This window comes from Actinophytocola sp. (assembly GCF_009379765.1).
In the GTDB taxonomy this organism is placed as follows: domain Bacteria; phylum Actinomycetota; class Actinomycetes; order Mycobacteriales; family Pseudonocardiaceae; genus Actinophytocola.
In genome coordinates, this window is sequence record NZ_WHTD01000013.1 from 18275 (window position 1) to 41247 (window position 22973).

The following is a 22973-nucleotide window of genomic DNA, read 5'->3' on the forward strand; positions in this document are numbered from 1 at the left end:
TGGCGAACCGTCGAACGCTGTCCTCGTCGGTCTGTCGCATGTGGCTCCCTTCCGCCTGTAGCTCACGACGCGACGGCGATCGGGGTTGCAATCAAGGCGCGAGGAACTCGTGGAGCATCCGCCGCGCGACCGCGCGGGGGTCCGGGTCGATCTCGATGAGCGCGTTGACCACGGCGCCGTCGACCAGTGCGATGAGCTGCTCGACCCGGCGCGGGTCGAGCTCGATGCCGGACCGGGTGAACACCTCGAGCAGCAGGCCGCGCAGCTCGGCGCCGAGCGTGCGCATCAGCGGGCGCAGGTAGGGCCTGCGGAACGTGGCGACCAGACGCTCGTAGCGCAGCAGGACGAGCTCGGCGTCCCGGTCGCCCGAGTGGGGGCCGAGCAGCTGGTCGAGCACGAGGTCGATGAGCGAGTCGATGGCGCGCGGCTGGGTCGGCAACGCGGCGAGGAGCTCGGCGCCGCGGACCAGCTCGGTGCGGCCGTGGTGCTCGACGGCGGCCACGACCAGCTCGTCGAGCGAGTCGAAGTAGTACGTGGTCGAGGACAGCGGCAGGTCGGCGCGCTCGGCGACCGCGCGGTGGCGGACCGCGTCGAAGCCGCGCTCGACCAGGAGCTCCGCCGCGGCCTCGACGAGTGCCTGGCGGCGGCGCTCGCCCTTGGGTGTGCTGGCAGCCGTCATCTCCGGACAGATCGTGCCAGGTCAGTGCCGCAGTCGTTACGCCCGGCCGACCTCGGTGGCCAGGTGTTGCACGGCCGAACCGAACGGCGCGACGCCACCGGCCGACAGTGGCTCGCTGAGCACCATGTAGGTGCTGTCGTCGCTGGCGGTCCACAAACCGCTCCGGGTACCGGCCGGGGTGGCCCATTCGGGCGGCGTGGTGTCGGGCTGCACGCGGATGACCGAGATGGTCCCGCCATGACCCTGGTCCGAGACTCGGAACGCCGCGCCCTTGGCGCCTTCGGGACACCACAGCTCAACCGGGATGGCGTCTTCGGCGCGAATTTTTGCGGCGGCCGGGAGCTCGCCCGCGAGGGCAGCAGCGAGCTCCCGGTCCGCCTGTTTGCACCCACTAGGGGTGCTGCCAGGCCCCGCAGGCCCGGCGTCCCCACTCGGAGGGCGTCCCTGCTTACGCGTCTCCGAGGGGGCGTCTTGGGGGACAAGCTCACGCTCTGCTTTTGGAGCGCCAGCGCTGTCCTCTTGAGGTAACTCGTTCGGAGCAGCGCTTCCGTTACCTCCTGCTGCCGCGGCTTCTGCAGCGTTCGTCTGATCGGCCGAGTGGGGCCCTGTCCACAATGCCACGCCGAGCGCCGTTGCGCTCGCCAGGAGGACCACACCAAAGGCGGAACCTGTGAGAACCCCGTTCCGCCTGCGGATGCGCTGCCGCTCCGACCCGGCGGCCACGTCGCGCTGGTCGAACGAAGGCGGCGGCGCGTCGGCGACCGCGTCGTGCAGCAGCTCAGCCAGCTTGCGCTCATCCATCGACGTCCACCTCCCTCATCGCATCGCTCGTCACATCGCTCGTCACATCGCCGACTTGAGGTCGTCGACCGTGTCCCCGAGCGCCTCCCGCAGCGCGGTCAGCCCTCGGGCCGTCTGGCTCTTCACGGTGCCCTCGGAGCACTTGAGCGCCTCGGCCGTGCCCGCGACGTCCAGTCCCTCGAGGAACCGCAGCACGAGCACCGCCCGTTGCCGGGGTGGCACCCGCCGCAGACCGTCGAGCAGCGCGGCTCGCGTGGCGACCGCGTTGCCGATCTCGCCAGCACCGTCGCCGCCGGGCTGCGCCACCTCGGGCAGCTCGTCGACGAACCGCTCCCGCCGCCACGGGCGGCGGGACTCGTCGATCACCGCGCGCACCAGCGTCCTGCGGACGTAGGCGTCCAGGGCCCGGCGGTCCCGGATCTTGCGCCATTTCCGGTGCAACGCGACGAACGCGGTCTGCGCGAGGTCGTCCGCGCGGTGCCAGTCACCGCAGAGCAGGTACGCGGAACGCCGCACGGCGTCACGCCGCGCCACGAAGTACTCCGCGAAGTCCTGCTCGTCGCGCTCTTCCACGCGGACTCTCTCCGCTCGTCGTCTGCACACCGGGGACGGAACGTTGGGTGTCCACGGTTGCATGGACCGTCACCTGAGATCTACGCCACCCCCTTAGACGCGTGAGGTGCCCCCAGGGATGCCTTCACGCGGATGTGGTGTGATCGGATCGTGACATACACGAGGCAGATCGATCTCCGCTCGGACACGGTCACCCAGCCGGACGAGGCGATGCGGCTCGCCATGTCCGCCGCCGAGGTGGGCGATGACGTGCTCGACCACGACCCGACGATGCGGCGACTCGAAGAACGTGTCGCCGAGTTGTTAGGTGTCGAGGCCGCGCTGTGGGTGCCGAGCGGGTCGATGGGCAACCTGATCGCACTGACCGTGCACCTGCGCCGAGGTGACCGCTTCCTGGCGGCCCGCGGATCGCACGTGCTGGACAACGAGCTCGGCGCGGGCTCCTGGCTCTCCGGCGGTGTGCCGGAGCCGGTGGAGTGGGGTGACCGCCCCGGCCGGATCCCGGTGGAGGCGGTACGCAACGCCGGGAGCGCCGCGACCCCCTACTACGCGCTGCGGACCACGTTGCTGTGCTTGGAGAACACGCACAACGCCGGCGGCGGGGCCGTCACGCCGCCGGACGAGCACGCCAAGCTGGTGGCCACCGCACGCGACGTGGGCTTACGCGTACACCTGGACGGTGCCCGGCTGTGGCACGCGTCGGTGGCACTCGAGGTGCCGCCGGCCGCGCTCACGGTCGGGGTGGACACGGTCCAGGTGTGCCTGTCGAAGGGCTTGGGCGCGCCGGTCGGGTCGGTGGTGGCCGGTTCGGCGTCGTTCGCCAAGGAGGCCCGCAGGGTCCGCAAGATGCTGGGCGGCGGCGTCCGCCAAGGCGGCATCCTGGCCGCGGCGGGCTTGGTCGCGCTGGAGCGGATCCCGTCGCTGGCCATGGATCATGCGAACGCGACGACGTTGGCGTCCGGGTTGGCAGGCCTCGGCTGGGAGGTCAACCGCCCGGAGACCAACATCGTGATGGCGTCCGCGCCGGACATCGGACACATGCTGAACGCCCTGGCGCGGGCGGGCGTGCTGGCCGGCCCGATGGGCGGCCGGATCCGGTTCATCACCCACCGCGACCTGTCCCCGGCGGACATCGCGGAGGTGCTCGACCGCATCGCGCGACTCCAGTCCTAGCCCGGCCCACACATCGTCGGCCGGCCGTGACACGGTCGGCGACGGTGTGTGCGCCCGCGCGGGCGCGACGGTCAGCGGATCTGCTTGCGGTTGGAGCTTCCCTTGATGGCCGCGTAGCCGATGGCACCAACGGTGATCACGGCACCGACGATGAGCAGGGTGCCGAGCACCTTGAACACCACCCCGAGCACCGCGAACGCCAACCAGATGACGACGATCGCGCCGACGATCTTCAGCAGCATGTGGGTCAACCTCCCCGAAACCGGCCAAGGTGGCCTTGCCGGTTGAACGAATGGCGCTCATCGGCGGTTCCACTCCAGTCAACCAGAGCGGCCACCCGCGCACATCGGGGAAAACCCTCGGCGTCCGCCGAGCCAGGAACCCGGCCGGCGCAGCGCCTTCGGGATGTCGTCGGGTGGACCGGCGACGCTCATGCGGATGAAGGTGGTGGCCCTCGGCCGGGGAAAGTCGAGGTCCCGCGGGCATCACGAGACCTCGAGTCCGACCCGCGCCGGCACCTCGACCTCCTCCGCCTCTTCCGGCTCCGGGCGGCGCAGCACAACCACCGCGAGCACCACGCCGACCGCGACCAGCGCCGCGCCGACCCCGAACGCCAGCCGGTACCCGCTGGTCAACGCCTCCACCGGCGACTCGCCGGCCGCAAGCAGACCGTTGGTGCGTGACGTCGACAGCGTCGCCAGTACGGCGAGGCCCAGCGCGCCGCCGACCTGCTGCGTGGTGTTCACCAGACCCGACGCGAGCCCCGAGTCGTCCTCGGTGGCACCGGACATGGCCAGCGTCATCAGGGCCGGGAAGCCGAGGCCGGCGCCGACGCCCATGAGCACGGTCGAGGGCAGGATGTCGGTGAGGTAGCTGCCGTCGACGGGCGCACGGGTGAACAGCAGCAGCCCGGCCAGCACCAGCAGCAACGCGCCGATCAGCACGTTCCGCTCACCGAACCGGGCGTTGACCCGGGCCGACGCGCCGAGCGACAGCGTCCCGATGCCGACCGCGACCGGCAGGAAGCCCAGCCCGATCCGCAGCGGGTCGTAGCCCAGCACCTTCTCCAGGTACAGCGCGCCGAGGAAGAACATGCTGAACATCCCGGCCACCATGAGCACCTGGATGAGGTTCGCGCCGGTGACGTTGCGCGAGGCGAAGATCCGCAGCGGCAGCAACGGGTTCGCCACCCGGGCCTGCCGGACCACGAACGCCGCGATCAGCGCCACGGCCACCGTGCCGGCGATCAGCGTGCGCGCCGAGCCCCAGCCGTAGTCGGCCGCCTTGACGATCGTGTACACGCCGAGCATCAGGCCGGACGTGCCGAGCAGCGCGCCGATCACATCCGCACCGTGCCGCACGCCGATGCCGCGCTCGCCCGGCACCAGCCGGACCGCGAACAGGAACGCCGCGACGCCGATCGGGACGTTGACGAAGAAGATCCAGTGCCAGCTGATCGCCTGGGTGAGCACACCGCCCGCGAGCAGACCGATCGAGCCGCCCGCCGCGGCGACGAAGCTGAACACGCCGATCGCGCGGGACCGCTCGCCCTTCTCGGGGAACATCGTCACGATCATGCCGAGGATCACCGCGGCGGCCATCGCGCCGCCGACGCCCTGGACGAACCGGGCGGCGATGAGCATCGCCTGGCTGCCGGCGAACCCGCACAGCAGCGAGGCCAGGGTGAAGACGACGAGCCCGGACAGGAACATCTTCTTGCGCCCGATCAGGTCACCCGCGCGGCCGGCGAGCAGCAGCAGGCCGCCGAACGGGATCAGGTAGGCGTTCACCACCCACGCCAGGCCCGACTGGGTGAACGCCAGATCGGCCTGGATGACCGGCAACGCCACGTTCACGATGGTGCCGTCGAGGATGATCATCAGCATCCCCGCGCACAGCACGACGAGCGCTGACCAGCGTGCGTCGCGTCGGGTGCCAACGAACTGGGACATGGGGTCGCCTCCTGGACTATGAGCTCCAGGAACGACCGTAACAGATAGTCTAGTAACAGACGATCTGCTGTGGGATTAACTACATGCGCCGCCTGGGCGCGCGCTCGCACGGGACGGGGGTGCACAGGCGTTCCTCGACCAGCCTGGCCAGACTCCGTACGAAGATCTCCCGCTCGCCCTCGGGCAGCACGCTCAGCACGTCGCGATAGACGTCGGCGACGATCCGCTCGGCCTCCTCGACGACCCGCGTGCCCTCGTCGGTGACGACGATGATGCGGGCGCGCCGGTCGGTCGGGGACAGCTGCCGCTCGACCAGGCCGGCCTTCTCGAGCTCGTCGACGGTGACGACCATCGTGGTCTTGTCCATCTGGCACAGCTCGGCGAGACGGATCTGGGTGCGATCGCCGGGGACCGCCTTGGACAGCACGCAGTAGCTGCGCTGGGTGATGCCGAGGTCGGCCAACCGCGCGGTCAGCTCAGTGGTGAGCACGTGGCTCGAGTGCCCGAGCAGGAACGCGAGGTCGGCGTCCGCGGCGGCATCGACGCGGGTCGTGGTCATACCCCGAGGGTACGCCCGTTAGGTTCGCTAACAGATAATCCGGTGACGGAACTATCAGTAGCCCACGTATCCGCCGCCGCCCTCGGTGGCCTTGATGCCGGGCACGTCGGCCAGTGAGCCGTACCGGGACAGCGCGTAGTTCACGCCGGCGCAGATGTTGTCGACCGGGTTCCAGATGTCGCCGTGACCAGGCAGCTTGTAGCTGTCGAAGGTCGGGTCGATGCACTGCATCAGGCCCTTGGACGGGGTGCCCTTGGCGGCGTTGGAGTCCCAGTCGTTGATCGCGTGCGGGTTGCCGCCGGACTCGTGCTCGATGATCTGCCAGATGCGCTGGGCGTCGGCCTCGGAGACGTTGATGCCCTGCTTGCGCAGTTCCTCGATGGCCTGGCGGATCCACTCCTGCACGTTGCCGGGCGGTGGCCCGCCCGCGGGCGGGCCACCGCTGGACGGGCCGGAGTAGCTGCCGCCGCCACCACCTCCGCCGCCGCCGCCGCTCGAGCCACCCGAGCCGCTCGAGTCGCCGCCCGAGCCGTTGGTGGTGCGCGAGTTGTTCGTGGACTGGCCCGGCTCGTCGGTGCCGGCCGGGGTGGTCTCCTGCTCCGGGGTCGGCGTCCACTCGACCACCTGGCCGGGGTGCGGGGTGAACGGCTGGGAGTTGGGCTCACTGAGCCCGGTAAACGTGGACGCGGGCGTCTTGGCGCCGTTGATCGTGCCGAGCGCACCGGCCAACGTCTGCTCGGTGCTCTGCAGGTGGGTGTCGATGTCGCCGGCGACCTCGGAGCAGATGCCCTCGGTGTGGTCGTCGAGCTGTTGCTGGGTGGCCTGCGGGTGGTCGTCGAGCCAGCCCCTTATCTCGCGGAGCGCCTGGTCGCAGCGGGTGGAGACGAAGTGCTTGGCGTCGTCGATGGCGCCCGCGACGTCCTCCAGTGCGCCGGCCGCGTCGGACATCGCGGTGCCGATGTCGGTGCCGGCCTTGGCGAACTTGCCCATGTAGGCGACGAACGCGTCGGCCGAGGTGCCCTCCCAGGCCGCGTCCAGCTGGGTGACGCCGCCGGCGACCTCGCCACCGTAGGTGCCGACGTTGCTCGCCGCGTCGGTGAGCCGGGTGGCGGCCTCGGTGATGGTGCCGCTGTTCGCGTTGGCGACCTTCGCGGCCGCGGTGGCGACCGCGTCGCCGCCCGCGTAGCCGGCCAGGGTCTCAGCCGCTGTCACGGTGTCGTCCTCCCGTTCACACCCGCTGCGTCATCGCGTCGGCGTGGGCCTGGTCGGTGTCATCCACCGTCCGAGACACCGCGTCCAGCGCGCGAGCCACCCCGTCGAGCCTGCCCTCGGCGGCACCGAACTCGGTGTTCAGCAGGCTGTTGAGGTCGTCGACCGCGGTGGAGACAGCCGCCGAGCTGGGCAGCTCGCCGTATGCCGCGGGGACCGAGCAGACCTGCGGGAAGGTGTCGGCGATCTCGCCGTACTTGGACGTGTAGTCCTGCGCCTTCTGTATGCAGGCGTTGATCGCCTCGATGTTGTAGGACGCCATGTTCACCCCTTCGCCCACCCCCGGTGCGGCCTGCGCCTCTGACGGCGCCGCCCGCCCTGTGGTTCCGCCGTGCACTCTAGGGACTCAGACCTCGTCGAGCAGCTCGCGCAGGCACATGGCCAACCGCTGGTTGTCGGCCGGGGTGACCGTGCTCCACAGCCGGCCGTGGTTGTTGGGCCTGGCCAGGTAGACGTACCGGCCCTGCGCCGTGTCATGGAACGCGACGATCCGGTCGGCGCGGACCATCCGCTGGTCACGCTGCATACGCGAGGCGCAGAACTGACCGCGGATACCCATGCCGGCGACCATGTCCGACATCGTCTTGGCGTCGGAGTTGGCGACGCCGCCACGCATCAGGGCGGCGGCGAACTCGCGCCGGTCGCCGCCCGACTCCTTGTCGGCGGCCTTGAGCACGTCGGTGGGCACGCTGACCGAGTAGCCGGGCCCGGCGAGCACGTCGCCCGCGACGGACACGGCCGCCTCGGCGATGGCGGTGTCCCGGGCGGGGATCAGCCACACCTCGCCACCGTCGACGGCGGCGAGCAGCGCGGAGTGGCCGGAGACCACCGCGAGAGAGGAGATCTGGCGGTCGGTCCACACCCAGCTGTCGAGGCAGACCTGGGGGTGGGCGAGGAGGCTCAGGAGGTCGGCGAGCTCCGGCTTGGCGCGCTCACCGTCGGCGAGGCCACGCTGCTGGAGACCGGCGAGCGCCTGGGCCACCAGCTGGGCGCGCTCGGTGTGCGTCTTCCCCGGGCTCGGCACACCGAGCGCCTCGTGCTTGCGTGGCAGTCGCTCGCGCTCCCAGAGCACGTCGAACTCGAGTGCGGAGAGCACCACGGTCCCGCTTGCGGCCATGCGTCAGACGCGGTCTTCATCCGGGTCGTCGCCGATCGACTCGGGCGCCACCACCCGGTCGTCGTCGAACACGTCCCCGGAGTCGATACCGAAGCGGCGCACGTGCTCCTGGTCGTCCTCACCTTCACCACGCCGGCCGCCCGCGGCCGGCTGCATGATCGAGGATCCCGGCCGCCCGGTCTTGGCGCCGAACCGCTCGGCGTTGCGGGCGGCCCGGGTCTCTTCCTCGGGTGCCGCACCCAGCGGGGTGGCCCCCTTGACCGGTGTCTTTCCGGCTCCGCCCGCACCGCCGCCGCGCAGCGTGCGGTCGCCCTGCGCGCCCGCGCCGGCCCCGCCCGCACCGCCTGCGCCCATCATGGCCGCGGCTTCGCCCATGACCATCGGGTTGAGCGGCGGTCGCAGGCCGCCGGGCCCCGCTCCGGGCGCGGTCGGCAGGCCCGGCTGGCTGACCGGCCCGACGCCGGTGGTGTTGCCGGGCAGCCCGACGTTCGGCGGGCCACCGGCCGTCGGCGGGAGCCCGCCGCCACCACCGCCACCGGTCGCGAGAGGCACGTTGTTCCCGCCACCACCACCGCCGGTCCCGGCGGCCGAAGGGTTGAGCCCGCCGTTCGGCGAGTACCCGGAGATGGTGGTCGTGCCGATGTTCTGCTCGACGGGCTGCGCGACGAGGTTCATGCCGGGCGGCACCGGGAGGGCCTGCGACCGGCCGAGCGCGTCGGAGCTGCTGGACTGGTAGCCGTTCATGCCGTCGACGGCCTGGTCCCGCGCCTCGTTGGTGGCGCGAACGTCCTCGGCGTGGTCAGTGGTGTAGCCGAACACCCCGGCGACCCGGTCGCCGAAGTTCTCCTGGGAGGGGCCGCGCAGGACGGAGGATTCGGGCGCGGAGTTGCGGGTGGTGGAGAAGCTGGCGCCCTGGGTGTCGACCCCCTTGGCGGAGTCGGTCACGGGCTCCTGAGCGTCGTCGGCGTAGATGGAGGCGTTCTCCGTGGCGCCAGCGCCACCCTCCGACGCCTCGCCCTGCCAGGTGACCCCGACCTTCTCGAGCCCCTTGCGGAGCGTCTTGTCGGTCTCGGCGAGCCCGTCGGCGAGGCTGACGAGCGCGGCTACGGCATTGTGCAGCGTCTCGGACCCGGCCCCGTCCCGAAGCCCGTCGACCTGCTGAGCGAGCTCCTCGTTCGAATAACCATTGAAGCGCAGATTGCTGAGTCCGTAGTCCCCGTCCATAACTCCCTCACCTCAACGTCTGCAAAGTCTGAATCGCCATACCGGCCGCCGTCTCCGCCATCTGACACAACTGGTCGAGCGTGAACTTATGGTCGGAGTCGTTGTCCGCAGTCACCATGAGCTGCTGACCATCTGCCACGTCGACCGACGTGGCACAGTCGACGGTCTTACTTCCCCCGGCACCGCGGAACCAGTACGTGGCTGCCGGATATCCCGCTACTTCGGCAAGCCGCGCTTCCACGTTCCGCTTGCCCGTCAACCAGGGGCCGATTCCCTCGTCCGTGATGGCCACGACCTCGTAGCCGTAGAAGGTCTCGACGGTCGCGATGTCGAGATCACACGCCGGCCCGGCGAACTCACCCTCCGCGGTCTTCGGGCTTGGAGGGTCGGTGATCCCCAACTGAGTGAGCTGGGCCTGGGTGAACAGCGTGCACGGCTTGACCCCGTCGAGCGGCAGGTCCGCCGGCCGTGGCGGGATCTCGACCGTCGGATCGGCATCGCCCGATTCGCTCGGCGCGTCAGACGAATTCGGCGGTGCCTCGTTCGTCTCGGTGGTGTCCCCCGGGGTCGCGGTGCCACCGGTGGAGTCAGTACATCCACTGGCGAGCGCGAGCAGCAACACGCCCATGATCACCCGCTCTGAACCTCGAATCGGCACTACCTAACGCCCCTTGAACGCGGCTTCGATCTGGTCCTCGGTGTACCCGTAGGCCTTCGCGGTGTCGCCCAGCTGCACGGCGAGCTTCTTGAGGCCGGTGATGTACTCCAGGACGCGATTGGCGTACGAGTCGTCGGCGGCGAGGAGCCGATCGTTCCACGCGGACGCGATACGGGTGCTCACATCGTCCGAGCCGGGCGGGTCGATGCGCATGTCGCGGCGCGCGTTCCGCCAGGTTTCCCGAAGGGCGTCCGCCTGACCCTCGATGATCTTGGCGGCGGCCAGGACGTTGTGTTGGTCAACCGTGAAGGTGCCGGACGTGACGCCGCGGGTGGCTTTCTCCACCTGCGAGAACGCCTCGCTGATGCCGCGGCCGAAGTCACCGATGATCTGCATCCCCGACGCTCCCCACTCGTTGTGACTGACCGATCCCGCTCCGCAGGCTACCAAGGCCACAGTAAGGCCGACCTGAACTTTGACGAAGAAAAGCCGGGCACGGTTCCGCTGAAAGGGGGAACCCGTCAGAGCGGGGTGACCTCGCCCTTCGTGGCCCTCAGCGCGATGTCGGTGCGGTGATGGGAGCCGGCCAGGTGCACCAGCGCCACCTTCCGGTACGCCTCCTCGCGCGCGGCCGGCAGGGTGTCCCCGGAGCCGACCACCGACAGGACGCGACCGCCCGACGACACGATCGCGCCGTCTTCGCGGCGGCGGGTGCCGGCGTGCAGGATGCCGTCGGACTCCGAGCCGGTGATCACGTCGCCCGAGCGGGCGAAGCCCGGGTAGCCCTCGGCCGCGATCACGACTGTCACCGCGGCGCCGTCGGACCACTCCGGGGCGGGGTGGGCGGCCAACGTGCCGGTCGCGGTCGCGAGCAGCAGCCCCGTGAGCGGGGTGCGCAGCAACGCCAGCACGGCCTGGGTCTCCGGGTCGCCGAAGCGGCAGTTGAACTCGATCACCTGCGGGCCGGACGACGTCAGCGCCAGGCCCGCGTACAGCAGACCCGAGAACGGGCGACCACGCGCCGCCAGCTCGTTGACCACCGGCTGGACGATCTTCGCGACCACCTCGTCGACCAGGCCGGCGGGTGCCCACGGCAGCGGGGCGTACGCGCCCATCCCGCCGGTGTTCGGGCCCGCGTCGCCGTCGCCGACGCGCTTGAAGTCCTGCGCGGGCAGCAGCGGCACGACCGTCGTGTTGTCGACCAGGCAGAACAGCGACGCCTCCGAACCGTCCAGGAACGTCTCCAGCAGGACCGGGTGGCCGTCCTCGAGCAGTGTCATCGCGTGCGCGCGGGCCGCGGCCAGGTCATCGGTGACGGCGACGCCCTTGCCGGCCGCCAGGCCGTCGTCCTTCACGACCCAGGTCGGGCCGAAGCGACGCAGCGCGGCGTCGAGCTTGGCCGGGTTGTCCACGATCTCGGCGTGCGCGGTCGGCACACCCGCCGCCGCCATCACGTCCTTCGCGAACGCCTTCGACCCCTCGATGCGTGACGCCTCGGCGGACGGGCCGAAGCAGGCGATGCCCACCTCACGCACCGCGTCGGCCGCGCCCGCGACGAGTGGCATCTCCGGGCCGACCACGACCAGGTCGGCCCGCCACTCCACGGCGAGGTCGGCCAACGCCGACGGCTCGGTGACGTCGACACCATAGGACTCGGCAAGAGCCGCGGTGCCGGCATTGCCCGGCGCACACGCCAGCGCGGTCACCGCTGGGTCGTGGGACAGCGCGAGCACCAGCGCGTGCTCACGCGCGCCCGACCCGATCACCAGGACACGCACGATCAGAGAGCGTAGATGCCGAAGCGCCGACCTGCTAAATCGGCACGGTCAGTCGGTGCCGAGAGCCCGCTGCGCGCCGGGGTGCAGCGGCACCGGGTCGGTCTCCACGGCGAGCTTGCGGTCGAGGTCGTTCGCGGCCTTGTGGACCTTCGCCAGGTCGTCCTTCTTGTCGAAGATCAGGTTCGTGATCGCGCACGCGTCGCCCTCGGGGAAGTCGTTGCGCACCAACAGCATGTTCGGCACCACGATCGTCGGCACGTCGGCCGCCAGCTGGTAGGTGTCGGCCGGCAGGCTGCCCTCCTCGTACACCGGGTTGATCTCCTGCATCTTCGGCAGCAGCGGGGTGATGTCGACGAACCTCACGTCGTCCTTCAGTGACGTCGTCAGGTCCGTGACCTCGGGCGTCGGCAGCCCACCCGACCAGACGAAGCCGTCGATCTGGCCCGACTTCATCTGGTCCACGGTCTGCCGCAGGGCCAGCCGCTGCGCCGACACGTCCGAGGCCGGATCCAGGCCCGCCGACTCCAGCAGGCGGTTCGCGATCACCTCGGTGCCCGACTTCGGCGAGCCCGTCGAGATCTTCTTGCCGCGCATGTCCTCGACGCTGTTGATCCCGCTGTCCGCACGCACCACGACCTGCGTGTAGTTCGAGTAGATCCGGGCCAGCGCCGAGATGTCCTGCTTCTTGCCGTCGAAGCTGCCGGTGCCCTCGACGGCGTCCGCGGCCGTGTCGGCCAGCGAGAACGCGATGTCGTAGTCGCCTGCCGCCAGCTGCTGGATGTTCTGCACCGACGCGCCGGTCTCCGCCGCGCTCGCCTTGATCGGCGTGTTGTCGCTGATCAGCTGCGCCAGCCCGCCTCCGAGCGTGTAGTACACGCCGCCGGTGTTGCCGGTCGCGATGGTGACCCGGCCCTCGGCGGCCTCACACCCACCCGAACCGGAGTCCTGGGCCGAGTCCGCCGGACGCTTGCCGCCACAGCCGGCCACGACCAGCCCGACGGCCACGACGCCGGCGACGATCCGCGTTGCTCGCATGGTTCAAGCTCCTTGTCCTCGAACGGTTTCCCGGGAACGCATGAGGAGATGCACGACGATCGCGACGACGAAGAACCCGACGCCGATCGCGATCGACAGCGGTTGCAGGTAGAGCAGGAGCAGGGCGGCGACCGCGCACAGGGCCCGCTCCGGCCAGCGCGCCGGCCCGAACAGCCAGCCGCCGGTGAGCACCGCGAGGGCCGCCACGCCCAGCGCGGAGACCACGGCGACCCACAGCACGGTGCCGGCGGGCTGTTGCAGCAGCAGTGCCGAGCCGTTGTCGGTGAGCACGAACGCGATCGGCACGAGGAACGCGGGCAGCGTGTACTTCCAGGTCTGCCACATCGTCTTCATCACCGACCCGCCGGTGATCGCGGCCGCGGCCACCGACGCGAGCGCGGTCGGCGGGGTCACCTCGGACAGCACCGCGTAGTAGAAGATGAACATCGCGACCTCGGGCGGCGCGACGCCCAGGTCGGCGAGCGCGGGGCCGAGCACCACCCAGGCGATGATGAACGACGCGGTCACCGGCACCGCGAGGCCGAGCACCCCGACCGCGACCGCGGCGAACACCACGGTCAGCGTCAGCACGACGGTCGGGTTCGTCGCGAGGGCCTGCGCCGCGTCCACGAGGGCCGCGGCCAACACCTGGCCCAGGCCGGTCTTGGTGATCGTCGAGGTGATCACGCCGGCCGCCGCGCAGACCGCGATCACCGGCAGCGCGCCGCGGATGCCCTCGGCGAGCGAGTCGGCGAGCGCGCGCAGCCAGCCGAGGAAGGCCGCGACCGGGCCGTCGGCTCCGGCGGTGACCAGCCGGGACACCAGCGCGAACAGCGCGGCGACCCCGGTGGCGTAGACGACCGCGGTGAACGGCGGGATGTCCAGCGCCAGGAAGACCACGATGATCGCGAGCGACAGGAAGTGGTAGCCGCCGCGCAGCAGCAGCGTGCGCACCGGCGGCGTCTCGATGTCCACCCGCTTCGCGCCGAACCGTCGCGCGTCGGCCTCCACCGCGAACACGATGCCCAGGTAGTACAGCAGTGTCGGCACGATCGCCCAGACCAGCACGGTCAGGTACGAGGTCTCGAGGTACTCGGCGATGATGAACGCCGCCGCACCCAGGGTCGGCGGCGACAGGATCGCGCCGATGCCGGACGCCGCGAGCAGCCCGCCCGCGTTCTCCCTGGGATAGCCGGCCTTCCGCAGCACCGGCCAGGTGATCGCGCCCAGGCTGACCGTGGTCGCGGTGCCCGAGCCGGACACGGTGCCGAGCAGGAACCCGGACAGCGCCGCGGTCCGGCCGGGCGCGGTGCGCGAGCGGCGGAACACCGCGAAGCTCAGGTCGACGAAGAACGTGCCGGCACCCGACGACGCGAGCACCGCGCCGTAGATCGTGAACAGCACGATGTAGGTGGCGGCCACGTCCAGCGGGATGCCGTAGAACCCGCTCTGGTCGTTGTACAGCGCGTTGATGATCTGGCTGAAGTCGACACCGGCGTGCGCGACGTCCCAGCTCTGCGGCAGGTAGCCGCCGTAGTAGGAGTAGGCGAGGAACACCACGCACACCACGGGAAGCACCAGGCCGGTCGTGCGCCGGGTGGCCTCCAGGACCAGGATCAGCAGCAGCGTGCCGGCCACGATGTCCGAAGTGGACAGGATGCCCTGGCGGTTCAGGAACGCGTCGTAGCCGCCGCCGAAGTCGCCGATCGCGAGCGGGATCACCGGGTAGAGCCCGACCAGCAGCGCGATCGCGGCGAACCCCCAGTCGAGCGGACCCGGGTTGTCGTTCCTGGCGAGCGTGGGGGTGTCGTCATCGGACTCTGCGGACTCTGCGGACTCGGTGGGCTCGGTGGGCTCGACGCGCCGGCCGCGTGGGCGGTAGCAGAGGAACACCAGCGGCAGCGTGAGGCCGAGGAAGACCACCAGGTAGTACTGGTTGCCCGTGGCGAAGGGCAGGAAGACCTGTTTGAGGACGAGCAGGGCTATCGCGATCGCGACGGCCCACACGAACAGCTCCACCCGGCCGGACAGCCGCCGCGCCGGGCGCTCCTCGTCGTGCTCCCCCACCGTGTCGCTCAGGTCGGGTCGCTGCTCCTGGGTGCCGACGCGGACGGGGCTTTCCGACGCGTCGGTGCGCTCCGTTGAGCTCGTCACCAACCGCAACTTACCGGTGACTGCTGCCACACAGAAGAAATGATCAGCCGCGTTATCCCACCGTTGCCTTCGGTGTCCTGTGGTGTTTGCTCATATCGGACAGGATGCGCTGGCCTTTCGAGCGAGGAGGAACCCGTGAGTCCGAAGTTCCTGCGCATGACCGTGGCAGCGGCGGCCGTGCTGACCCTGGTGGGCGCCGCACCGGCGACCGCGGACCGGCCGGTGGCGGCCCAGACGACCGCACACCATCACGGCGACGACTTCACCGTGGTCGGCCATCGGGGTGCGGCCGGCTACCGGCCGGAGCACACGCTGGCCTCCTACGAGCTGGCGGCGCGGATGGGCGCCGACTACGTCGAGCCAGACCTGGTGACCACGAAGGACGGTGTGCTGGTCGCCCGGCACGAGCCGGAGATCGGCGGCACCACCGACGTGGCGCGGCACCCGGAGTTCGCGAGCCGCAAGACGACCAAGTCGCTGGACGGCGTCGAGGTGACCGGCTGGTTCACCGAGGACTTCACGCTGGCCGAGCTGAAGACGCTGCGCGCGGCCGAGCGGATCCCCGATGTCCGCCAGCACAACACGATCTACGACGGCCGGTACGAGGTCCCGACCTTCCAGGAGGTGATCGACCTGTCGAAGCGGCTGTCCCGTGAGCTGCACCGGGAGATCGGCATCTACCCGGAGACCAAGCACCCCACCTTCTTCCGCAAGCAGGGCAAGGCGCTGGAGCCGACGCTGGTGTCCATCCTCGACAAGAACGGGTTGAACCGGCGCGGCGCGAAGGTGTACGTGCAGTCGTTCGAGGTGTCGAACCTCAAGGAGCTCGACCCGAAGCTGACCGTGCCGCTGGTGCAGCTGACCGGGGCGACCGGGGCGCCGTTCGACTTCGTGGACTCCGGTGACCCGCGCACCTACGCCGACATGACGACCGCGTCCGGCCTGCGTGACGTGGCCCGCTACGCCGACGGGCTGGGCCCGGACAAGAACCAGGTCATCCCGCGGGACTCGGCAGGCTTCCTGCTGTCGCCGACGTCGCTGGTGCGGGACGCGCACCGGGCCGGGCTGACCGTGCACCCGTACACCTTCCGCGCGGAGAACTCGTTCCTGCCGGCGGACTTCCGGTCCTCCACCGTGGCCGCCGAGTACGGCGACCTGTTCGCGGAGATCGCGACGTTCCGGGCAGCGGGCATCGACGGGTTGTTCACGGACAACTCGGACGTGGCGATCGCCCAGCGGGACGACCGCTTGGCCCGACGCTAGTCGGCTGGCGAAGGCCGCCCTCGTCGCGTTTCGGGGGCGGCTTTCGTGTTGTTGCCGGGCGTGGCCTCCGGCCCCGGGATCCAGCGTACGGGCGGGCACCGACAATCCGTGGCTGTCCACAGGCGGCTGTCCACAGAGGCCGGAACCGTCGGTGCCCGCCGGTAGAATTGAACCCGGGGGCCGGAGGCCACAGCCGGTCGTGCCGAGCGACTGTCAGCCGGTCATCGAGTGGCGGACGATCGTCTGGTCGCGGCCCGGGCCCACGCCCACGGCCGAGATGCGGGCACCCGACAGCTCCTCGAGCCGGCGCACGTAGTCCCGCGCCTTCGTCGGCAGGTCGTCGAACGCCCGGCACTCGGAGATGTCCTCCCACCAGCCCGGCATCTCCTCGTACACCGGCACCGCGTGGTGCACGTCGGTCTGGGTCATCGGCATCTCGGACACCGTCGAGCCGTTCACCTTGTAGCCGACGCAGATCGGCACCGTGTCCAAACCGGACAGGACGTCGAGCTTGGTCAGGAAGTAGTCGGTGATCCCGTTGACCCGCGCGGCGTACCGGGCGATCACCGCGTCGAACCAGCCCGTGCGGCGGGACCTCCCCGTGGTCACGCCGAACTCGCCGCCGGTCTTGCGCAGGCGCTCGCCCATCTCGTCGTGCAGCTCGCTCGGGAAGGGGCCCGAACCGACGCGCGTGGTGTAGGCCTTGAGGATCCCGATCACTGTCGTGATGCGGGTCGGGCCGATGCCGGACCCCGCCGACGCGCCGCCCGCGGTCGGGTTGGAGGACGTCACGAACGGGTACGTGCCGTGGTCGACGTCGAGCAGCGTGCCCTGGGAACCCTCCAGGAGCACGGACTCGCCGCGCTCGAGGGCCTCGTTGAGCAGCAGCCGGGTGTCCGCGATCCGGTGGCAGAACTTCTCGCCGGACTCCAGCACCGAGTCGACGACCTGTTCGGGGTCGAGCGCCTTGCGGTTGTAGACCTTGACGAGGATCTGGTTCTTCACGTCCAGCGCGGCTTCGACCTTCTGCCGCAGGATCTTCTCGTCCAGCAGGTCCTGCACCCGCACGCCGACGCGGGAGACCTTGTCCTGGTAGGCGGGTCCGATGCCGCGCCCGGTGGTGCCGATCTTCGCCTTGCCGAGATAGCGCTCGGTGACCTTGTCGATGGCCACGTGGTACGGCATGATCAGATGCGCGTCGGCGGACAGCAGCAGCCGCGAGGTGTCCACCCCGCGCGCCTCCAGCCCGGCGAGCTCCGTGAGCAGCACACCCGGGTCGATCACGACACCGTTCCCGATCACGTTGGTGACCCCGGGAGTGAGGATCCCGGACGGGATCAGGTGCAGCGCGAAGTCCTGGCCGTCGGGCAGGACCACGGTGTGGCCGGCATTGTTGCCGCCCTGGTACCGCACGACCCACTGGACCCGCTCGCCGAGCAGGTCGGTGGCCTTACCCTTCCCCTCGTCGCCCCACTGGGCGCCGATGAGCACGATGGCCGGCATGTGAGACTCCCCGGGGTTCCGCAGGACGAGTTCTGACTGGCGAAATGCCGGTGATGGAGCGTAGACCAGGAGACAGCTTGTGGCTGCGTTGATACTGGGTTGCGGCACCGCCGTCACCAGCGGTGACTGGCGAAAACTGGTCGCACGCTCGGGATCCTCGGTGCACGAGATCCCCGCCACACCGGGCAAATCCGACGTGGACCCGCTTGTGAAAAGCGTAACCGACGGTCATGTCGTCGTCCACGGCGGTGATGCAGACCTTTCCGCGATCGTGTTGCGGCTGTTGCGCATCGAGCGGCTCGATGTCGCGATCGGCTACGTTCCGGTCGATCCCGGCTCGCCGGCCGCGAAGCTGTGGCGGCTCGCGAAGGACACTGTGGACGCCGCGCTGGACGGCTCGGAATCGCGCGTGCCGCTTGTTCGCGACGACGCGGGCGGGGTGCTGCTCGGGCTCGGCGTGCTGGCCCCGGTCCGCGGCACGGTCTACTGCGACGACGACGTCCCGTTGCGCGGTCCGGCCGAGCGGGTCGAGGTCCGGCCCGATCCCGTGCTCGGCCTCGAGGTCCGGGTCGTCCGGAAAGGGTTGCTGCGCAACAAGACCAGCACGCTGACCGGCCGCGCCATGCAGTACGGCGGCGACCCGGTCAGCCCCGTCCGCGACGGCGTCACCCACCAGCGGCCGCTGCGCCGGTGGACCTGGTACCGGCACACCGACGACCTCCGGGTGGTCCGCTGAGCCCTGCCGTGCAACGGTCTTGCCCGTCCGCGCAGCGACCGGTGCCCGCACCGGCCCGGTCTGCCTGAATGAGCGCACAGGCAACCCACGACCGGGAGGTACCCGTGCGACGATCTCGCACCCTGCGCGCCGTCCCGCTGATCCTCGCCGCCGCGCTCGCCACGGCCACCGTCCCCGCCGCCGCCGCCGCCGCGAACGACACGATCTCCGGCGACCGCGCCACCGTCCGCGACGCGCCGGCCCGGCTGGTCCTCGCCAACGCACGGGCCGGCGATCCGGCCGACGTCACCGCCTACTGCGGCGACTGGGTCCGGGTCCGCGTCACCCCGCGGCACGTCATGTCGACCCCGGTCGGCTGGGTGCTGCGCGGCCACCTGACCGACGCCAGCAAGCCCGGCGGCCTGGACGGCGTGCCGAAACGGTGCGGCGAGGACGAGGCCCGCTGGCGCGACTGGGTCGGCGCGGTCAACGCGCCGTTCCGCTCGCTGCGCCAGGTCGACGGCCGCTGGCGGCGAGTCACCTTCGGCACCGGCGTGAACCTCGCGCAGACACCCGAGTGCGTGCCGTCGCTCAACTACACGCGCAACCCCACGACGCCGGACGTGGTCGACCCCGCGCAGCGGGTGCCCGGCCTGGACATGACCAGGGTGAGCTTCCGGTACGTGACCACCGACGGCGCGATCGCACTGGTCAGCGCGCCGCGGCCGGGGGCGGGCTACGGCGTGTGGGGCTTCGTGCCATCCTCCTGCGTGCAACCGAAGGGCAGCCGGCAGCACGTGTACTTCGACGAACCGGTGGTGCAGCTGGAGAACCTCTCCGGGTTGCAGGGCGGCGTCGGCTACTCCGACGCGACGATCCGGTCCCGCGGCTGCTCGGCCGCACTGCTCAGCCCGAGCCACCCGCGGTTCGGCTACTGGCCCGACCCGCAGCCGGGCAACCGGCCGCCCTGCCCGGTGTAGCGGGCGAGAAGGCGGAGCCGTGCGGGGGCTCCGCCGCCGCATTCCTTTGCGGGGCGCCAGGAATTCGCCATCGCACCTTCTGTCCGACACCTCCGTGCGCGACAGTGGACTCGCAACCGTGATCCCTGCCACGGAGGTTTGTCATGCGCAAGATCGGCATCCTGCTCGTCACGGTGGTGCTGGCGTTAGCCGGCATCGTCGCCGTCTCCACAACCGCGAGCGCCACACCACCCAACATCCCCAGCGAGTCGACCGCCCGCTATGAGCTCTACAACCTCCGGGTCGCCCCGGACGGTTCGTCGTCCGGGTACTCCCGCGACAAGTTCCCGCACTGGATCACGATCTCCGGCTCGTGCAACACGCGGGAGACCGTGCTCAAGCGCGACGGAACGAGCGTGGTGACCGACTCGTCGTGCTATCCGACCTCGGGCAGGTGGTACAGCCCGTACGACGGGGCCACCTGGTACGCGGCGTCGGACGTGGACATCGACCACGTCGTGCCGCTGGCCAACGCGTGGCGCACCGGTGCGTCGGGCTGGACCACGACCAAGCGCCAGCAGTTCGCCAACGACCTGTCCAACCCGCAGCTGATCGCGGTCACCGACAACGTCAACCAGTCGAAGGGCGACCAGAGCCCGGCGACCTGGAAGCCGCCGCGGACCGCGTACTGGTGCACCTACGCGAAGATGTGGATCCACGTGAAGTACCGGTACTCCCTCACGATCAACTCGACCGAGGAGGACCAGCTGTACCGGATGCTCAGCTACTGCTGACCGCCAGTCGCGAACGCCCCGGGACCGCTCGCCGGCCGGGGCGTTCGCCCGTTCGGCCCCCGCCGATCGTCTGGACTTTCCCTTACCCACCAGGCATTCCACCCTCGGTTACCGGGCGGTATTGATCGGGTCATCTTCGTGTCGGACAGTCAGTGACGTTCCCTCGTGATCAGTCACACGGAAGGCGACACATGTTCACCAAGTCGGGGAAAGTGCGGGTATTCGGAGCTTCCTTACTTCTCGCCGCGGGTGCCGTGGTCGGGCTCGGCGGCGGTTCGGCGAGTGCCACACCACCGGGCATCCCGGACGCCGCGACGGCGCGGTCGGAGCTGGCGTCGCTGACCGTGGCGCCGGACGGTTCGATGGACGGGTACGACCGGGACAAGTTCCCGCACTGGCACACGGTCGAGGGCAGCTGCAACACCCGGGAGATGGTCCTGCGGCGCGACGGCGACGGCGTGGAGGTCGGCTCGGACTGCGCGCCGACGTCCGGCAGCTGGTACAGCCCCTACGACGGCGAGACCTGGACCGCCACGGGCGACGTGGACATCGACCACATGGTGCCGCTGGCCGCCGCGTGGCGCGGTGGCGCGGCCGACTGGACGACCGACCAGCGCGAGGCGTTCGCGAACGACCTCGACTCGCCGCAGCTGTGGGCGGTGACCGACAACGTCAACCAGTCGAAGGGCGACCAGACGCCGGACGCGTGGAAGCCGCCGCTGGAGTCGCACTGGTGTGAGTACGCGCGGGCGTTCACGCACGTGAAGTACCTGTACGACCTGACGGTGAACGCCGCGGAGCAGAGCGCGTTGTCGTCCATGCTGGGGACGTGCTGAACACCTACAACTCCCCGCTGGTCGCCGGTCAGGGCGGCGTGATGACCGAAGAGGTCGGCGTCGTGACCGGCGACCTGGAGCTGCGCACCGCCATGGGCGAGGACGGCGTGGTCACCGCGAAGGTGCGCTACGCCGGGGCCGAGGAGTGGTACCGGGTGCGCGGCGGCATGTGCAAGCTCGCGGACGAGCGCGACCACGCCGCCGTGCACTCCTTGCTGCTGGGCGTCCTGAACCGGCCCAGCGGTTAGGTCGTGCCTCGTGGATCTTGGTCGATGGGATTCGTGATCCAGATGTCTCCTGGCAAGGCGGAGGTAGGTCGCGCATACCGGGTTGTATTCGGGCCTTCCGACAACGCGGCCAGGGGACAGCTGGGCGCGAATACCACGATCCAAGATCCACGAGACATGGCCTAGCCGAGCCCGAGCTGGGCCGGTGCCTTCGGGTCGGAGTCGGCCAGGAACTGGGAGCAGCGCTCGTACTCCTCGGTCTCGCCGATGGCCTCCGCGGCGCGGGCGAGCGCCGCGAGCGCGCGCAGGAAACCGCGGTTCGGGCGGTGCGACCACGGGATCGGGCCGTGGCCCTTCCAGCCGGCGCGGCGCAGCTGGTCGAGGCCGCGGTGGTAGCCGGTGCGGGCGTAGGCGTACGCGGCGACCGGGTTGTTCTCGGTCAGGGCCAGCTCGGCGAGCGCCGCCCAGCCCTCGCTGAAGTCGGGCCACCTCGTGACCACCTTGGCCGGCTCGGTGCCCGACTCGAGCGCGGCCTGCGCCTCGGGGCGGTCCGGCAGCTGCGTCGCGGGCGGGCCGCCGAACAGGTTCTCTTGCAGCGTCATGCCGCCATCCTGCCCGACGGCCCCACCGGGACCGCTCAGCCGGCCAGCATCCGGCCGGTCGACTTCAGGTGCTCGCAGGCCTGGGTGACCCGGGCGGCCATGCCCTGCTCCGCGGCCTTGAGGTAGCTGCGCGGGTCGTAGGCCTTCTTGTTGCCGACCTCGCCGTCGACCTTCAGCACGCCGTCGTAGTTCGAGAACATGTGCGCGACCACCGGGCGGGTGAACGCGTACTGGGTGTCGGTGTCGATGTTCATCTTCACGACGCCGTAGGACAGCGCCTCGTGGATCTCCTCCAGCAGCGAGCCGGACCCGCCGTGGAACACGAGCTCGAACGGCTTGGACCCGGCCGGCAGGCCGAGCTTCTCGCCGGCCACCTCCTGGCCCCGCTTGAGCACCTCCGGGCGGAGCTTCACGTTGCCCGGCTTGTACACGCCGTGCACGTTGCCGAAGGTCGCGGCCAGCAGGTATCGGCCCTTCTCACCGGAGCCGAGCGCGTCGACGGTCTTCAGGAAGTCGCCGTCGGTGGTGTAGAGCTTCTCGTTGATCTCCTGGGCGACGCCGTCCTCCTCGCCGCCGACGACGCCGATCTCGACCTCGAGGATGATCTTGGCCTTGGCCGCGCCGTCGAGCAGCCCCGCGGCGATCTCGAGGTTCTCGTCGAGGTCGATGGCCGAGCCGTCCCACATGTGCGACTGGAAGAGCGGCTCCTTGCCGACGGCCACCCGCTCCTGGCTGATCGCGATCAGCGGCCGGACGAAGCCGTCGAGCTTGTCCTTGGGGCAGTGGTCGGTGTGCAGGGCGATGTTGACCGGGTACTTGGCGGCGACGACGTGGGCGAACTCGGCGAGCGCGACCGACCCGGTGACCATGTCCTTGACCTTGGTGCCGGAGGCGAACTCCGAACCCCCGGTCGAGACCTGGACGATGCCGTCGCTCTCGGCCTCGGCGAAGCCCCGCAGCGCGGCGTTCAGCGTCTCGGAAGAGGTCACGTTGATGGCGGGAAATGCGAACTCGTTCGCCTTCGCCCGGTCCAGCATCTCGGCGTAGACCTCGGGTGTGGCGATGGGCATCGGAACGTCCTCCTCAGGCTGGGCTGGGCCGT

Annotated in this window: 25 protein-coding genes; 7 read left to right on the forward strand and 18 right to left on the reverse strand. The window is 70.4% G+C overall.

What is annotated here, in order from left to right; all coding sequences use genetic code 11:
- Positions 1-91: 91 nt before the first annotated feature.
- From GEV28_RS05900 to GEV28_RS05910, 3 genes are read right to left on the reverse strand one after another with little or no spacing between them, the layout of a single operon-like run.
- Positions 92-679, reverse strand: a complete 588-nt coding sequence (locus GEV28_RS05900; protein ID WP_291409391.1) for a TetR/AcrR family transcriptional regulator — start codon at positions 677-679, stop codon at positions 92-94.
- Positions 680-715: 36 nt separating this feature from the next.
- Positions 716-1480 (reverse strand): hypothetical protein, encoded by a 765-nt coding sequence (locus GEV28_RS05905; protein WP_291409393.1) that lies wholly within the window; start codon positions 1478-1480, stop codon positions 716-718.
- A 42-nt stretch (positions 1481-1522) separates the two neighbouring features.
- Positions 1523-2053, reverse strand: a complete 531-nt coding sequence (locus tag GEV28_RS05910; RefSeq protein ID WP_291409395.1) for a SigE family RNA polymerase sigma factor — start codon at positions 2051-2053, stop codon at positions 1523-1525.
- A gap of 150 nt (positions 2054-2203) precedes the next feature.
- On the opposite strand from GEV28_RS05910, the gene GEV28_RS05915 reads away from it, so the two are divergent.
- The gene (locus tag GEV28_RS05915; RefSeq protein ID WP_291409397.1) at positions 2204-3226 is read left to right on the forward strand and encodes a low specificity L-threonine aldolase; all 1023 of its coding nucleotides are present in this window, start codon (positions 2204-2206) and stop codon (positions 3224-3226) included.
- A gap of 71 nt (positions 3227-3297) precedes the next feature.
- On the opposite strand, the gene GEV28_RS05920 is transcribed toward GEV28_RS05915, so the two are convergent.
- The 12 genes from GEV28_RS05920 to GEV28_RS05975 all read right to left on the reverse strand — a co-directional run bounded on the left by GEV28_RS05920 (position 3298) and on the right by GEV28_RS05975 (position 14885).
- On the reverse strand, positions 3298-3468 hold the full coding sequence (locus GEV28_RS05920; RefSeq protein WP_291409399.1) for a hypothetical protein: 171 nt from the start codon (positions 3466-3468) through the stop codon (positions 3298-3300).
- Positions 3469-3711: 243 nt separating this feature from the next.
- Positions 3712-5178: a DHA2 family efflux MFS transporter permease subunit gene (locus GEV28_RS05925; protein WP_291409401.1), complete on the reverse strand. Its 1467-nt coding sequence runs from the start codon at positions 5176-5178 to the stop codon at positions 3712-3714.
- Between the two features lie 79 nt (positions 5179-5257).
- The gene (locus GEV28_RS05930) at positions 5258-5737 is read right to left on the reverse strand and encodes a MarR family winged helix-turn-helix transcriptional regulator (RefSeq protein ID WP_291409403.1); all 480 of its coding nucleotides are present in this window, start codon (positions 5735-5737) and stop codon (positions 5258-5260) included.
- Positions 5738-5791: 54 nt separating this feature from the next.
- Positions 5792-6949 (reverse strand): transglycosylase SLT domain-containing protein, encoded by a 1158-nt coding sequence (locus GEV28_RS05935; protein WP_291409405.1) that lies wholly within the window; start codon positions 6947-6949, stop codon positions 5792-5794.
- A 16-nt stretch (positions 6950-6965) separates the two neighbouring features.
- The gene (locus GEV28_RS05940; protein WP_291409407.1) at positions 6966-7268 is read right to left on the reverse strand and encodes a hypothetical protein; all 303 of its coding nucleotides are present in this window, start codon (positions 7266-7268) and stop codon (positions 6966-6968) included.
- Between the two features lie 84 nt (positions 7269-7352).
- The gene (locus GEV28_RS05945) at positions 7353-8123 is read right to left on the reverse strand and encodes an ESX secretion-associated protein EspG (RefSeq protein WP_291409409.1); all 771 of its coding nucleotides are present in this window, start codon (positions 8121-8123) and stop codon (positions 7353-7355) included.
- A gap of 3 nt (positions 8124-8126) precedes the next feature.
- A complete protein-coding gene (locus GEV28_RS05950; protein WP_291409411.1) occupies positions 8127-9347 on the reverse strand; it encodes a PPE domain-containing protein in 1221 nt (406 codons plus the stop codon).
- A 7-nt stretch (positions 9348-9354) separates the two neighbouring features.
- Positions 9355-9975, reverse strand: coding sequence for a DUF3558 domain-containing protein (locus tag GEV28_RS05955; protein WP_291409507.1), 621 nt, complete (start codon positions 9973-9975; stop codon positions 9355-9357).
- A 33-nt stretch (positions 9976-10008) separates the two neighbouring features.
- On the reverse strand, positions 10009-10401 hold the full coding sequence (locus GEV28_RS05960; RefSeq protein WP_291409413.1) for a PE domain-containing protein: 393 nt from the start codon (positions 10399-10401) through the stop codon (positions 10009-10011).
- 125 nt (positions 10402-10526) lie between these two features.
- Positions 10527-11783, reverse strand: a complete 1257-nt coding sequence (gene purD / locus GEV28_RS05965; protein WP_291409415.1) for a phosphoribosylamine--glycine ligase — start codon at positions 11781-11783, stop codon at positions 10527-10529.
- 48 nt (positions 11784-11831) lie between these two features.
- Entirely contained in the window at positions 11832-12818 is a 987-nt protein-coding gene (locus GEV28_RS05970; RefSeq protein ID WP_291409417.1) for a TAXI family TRAP transporter solute-binding subunit, read from the reverse strand.
- 3 nt (positions 12819-12821) lie between these two features.
- Positions 12822-14885 carry a TRAP transporter fused permease subunit gene (locus tag GEV28_RS05975; protein ID WP_291409509.1) on the reverse strand — a complete coding sequence of 688 codons (2064 nt, stop codon included), beginning with the start codon at positions 14883-14885 and terminating at the stop codon, positions 12822-12824.
- Between the two features lie 243 nt (positions 14886-15128).
- Here GEV28_RS05975 and GEV28_RS05980 point away from each other — a divergent pair, with 243 nt between their 5' ends.
- A complete protein-coding gene (locus GEV28_RS05980) occupies positions 15129-16235 on the forward strand; it encodes a glycerophosphodiester phosphodiesterase (protein WP_291409511.1) in 1107 nt (368 codons plus the stop codon).
- A 213-nt stretch (positions 16236-16448) separates the two neighbouring features.
- On the opposite strand, the gene GEV28_RS05985 is transcribed toward GEV28_RS05980, so the two are convergent.
- A complete protein-coding gene (locus tag GEV28_RS05985) occupies positions 16449-17738 on the reverse strand; it encodes an adenylosuccinate synthase (RefSeq protein ID WP_291409419.1) in 1290 nt (429 codons plus the stop codon).
- Between the two features lie 208 nt (positions 17739-17946).
- On the opposite strand from GEV28_RS05985, the gene GEV28_RS05990 reads away from it, so the two are divergent.
- From GEV28_RS05990 to GEV28_RS06010, 5 genes are all read left to right on the forward strand, one after another.
- Positions 17947-18474, forward strand: a complete 528-nt coding sequence (locus tag GEV28_RS05990) for a hypothetical protein (RefSeq protein WP_291409421.1) — start codon at positions 17947-17949, stop codon at positions 18472-18474.
- A 104-nt stretch (positions 18475-18578) separates the two neighbouring features.
- A complete protein-coding gene (locus tag GEV28_RS05995) occupies positions 18579-19433 on the forward strand; it encodes a hypothetical protein (RefSeq protein ID WP_291409423.1) in 855 nt (284 codons plus the stop codon).
- A gap of 143 nt (positions 19434-19576) precedes the next feature.
- On the forward strand, positions 19577-20206 hold the full coding sequence (locus tag GEV28_RS06000; protein ID WP_291409426.1) for an HNH endonuclease family protein: 630 nt from the start codon (positions 19577-19579) through the stop codon (positions 20204-20206).
- A gap of 191 nt (positions 20207-20397) precedes the next feature.
- Positions 20398-21042, forward strand: coding sequence for a DUF1524 domain-containing protein (locus GEV28_RS06005; RefSeq protein WP_291409428.1), 645 nt, complete (start codon positions 20398-20400; stop codon positions 21040-21042).
- Positions 21036-21290 (forward strand): hypothetical protein, encoded by a 255-nt coding sequence (locus tag GEV28_RS06010; protein ID WP_291409430.1) that lies wholly within the window; start codon positions 21036-21038, stop codon positions 21288-21290. Before GEV28_RS06005 ends, GEV28_RS06010 begins: the two co-directional genes overlap by 7 nt.
- Before the next feature lie 161 nt (positions 21291-21451).
- Here the strand turns inward: GEV28_RS06010 and GEV28_RS06015 are convergent, their stop codons facing one another.
- Both GEV28_RS06015 and fbaA read right to left on the reverse strand, forming a co-directional pair.
- Complete coding sequence (locus tag GEV28_RS06015) at positions 21452-21871, reverse strand: DUF3151 domain-containing protein (RefSeq protein ID WP_291409432.1); 420 nt, start codon at positions 21869-21871, stop codon at positions 21452-21454.
- A 35-nt stretch (positions 21872-21906) separates the two neighbouring features.
- On the reverse strand, positions 21907-22941 hold the full coding sequence (fbaA, locus tag GEV28_RS06020; protein WP_291409434.1) for a class II fructose-bisphosphate aldolase: 1035 nt from the start codon (positions 22939-22941) through the stop codon (positions 21907-21909).
- Between the last annotated feature and the right edge of the window lie 32 nt (positions 22942-22973).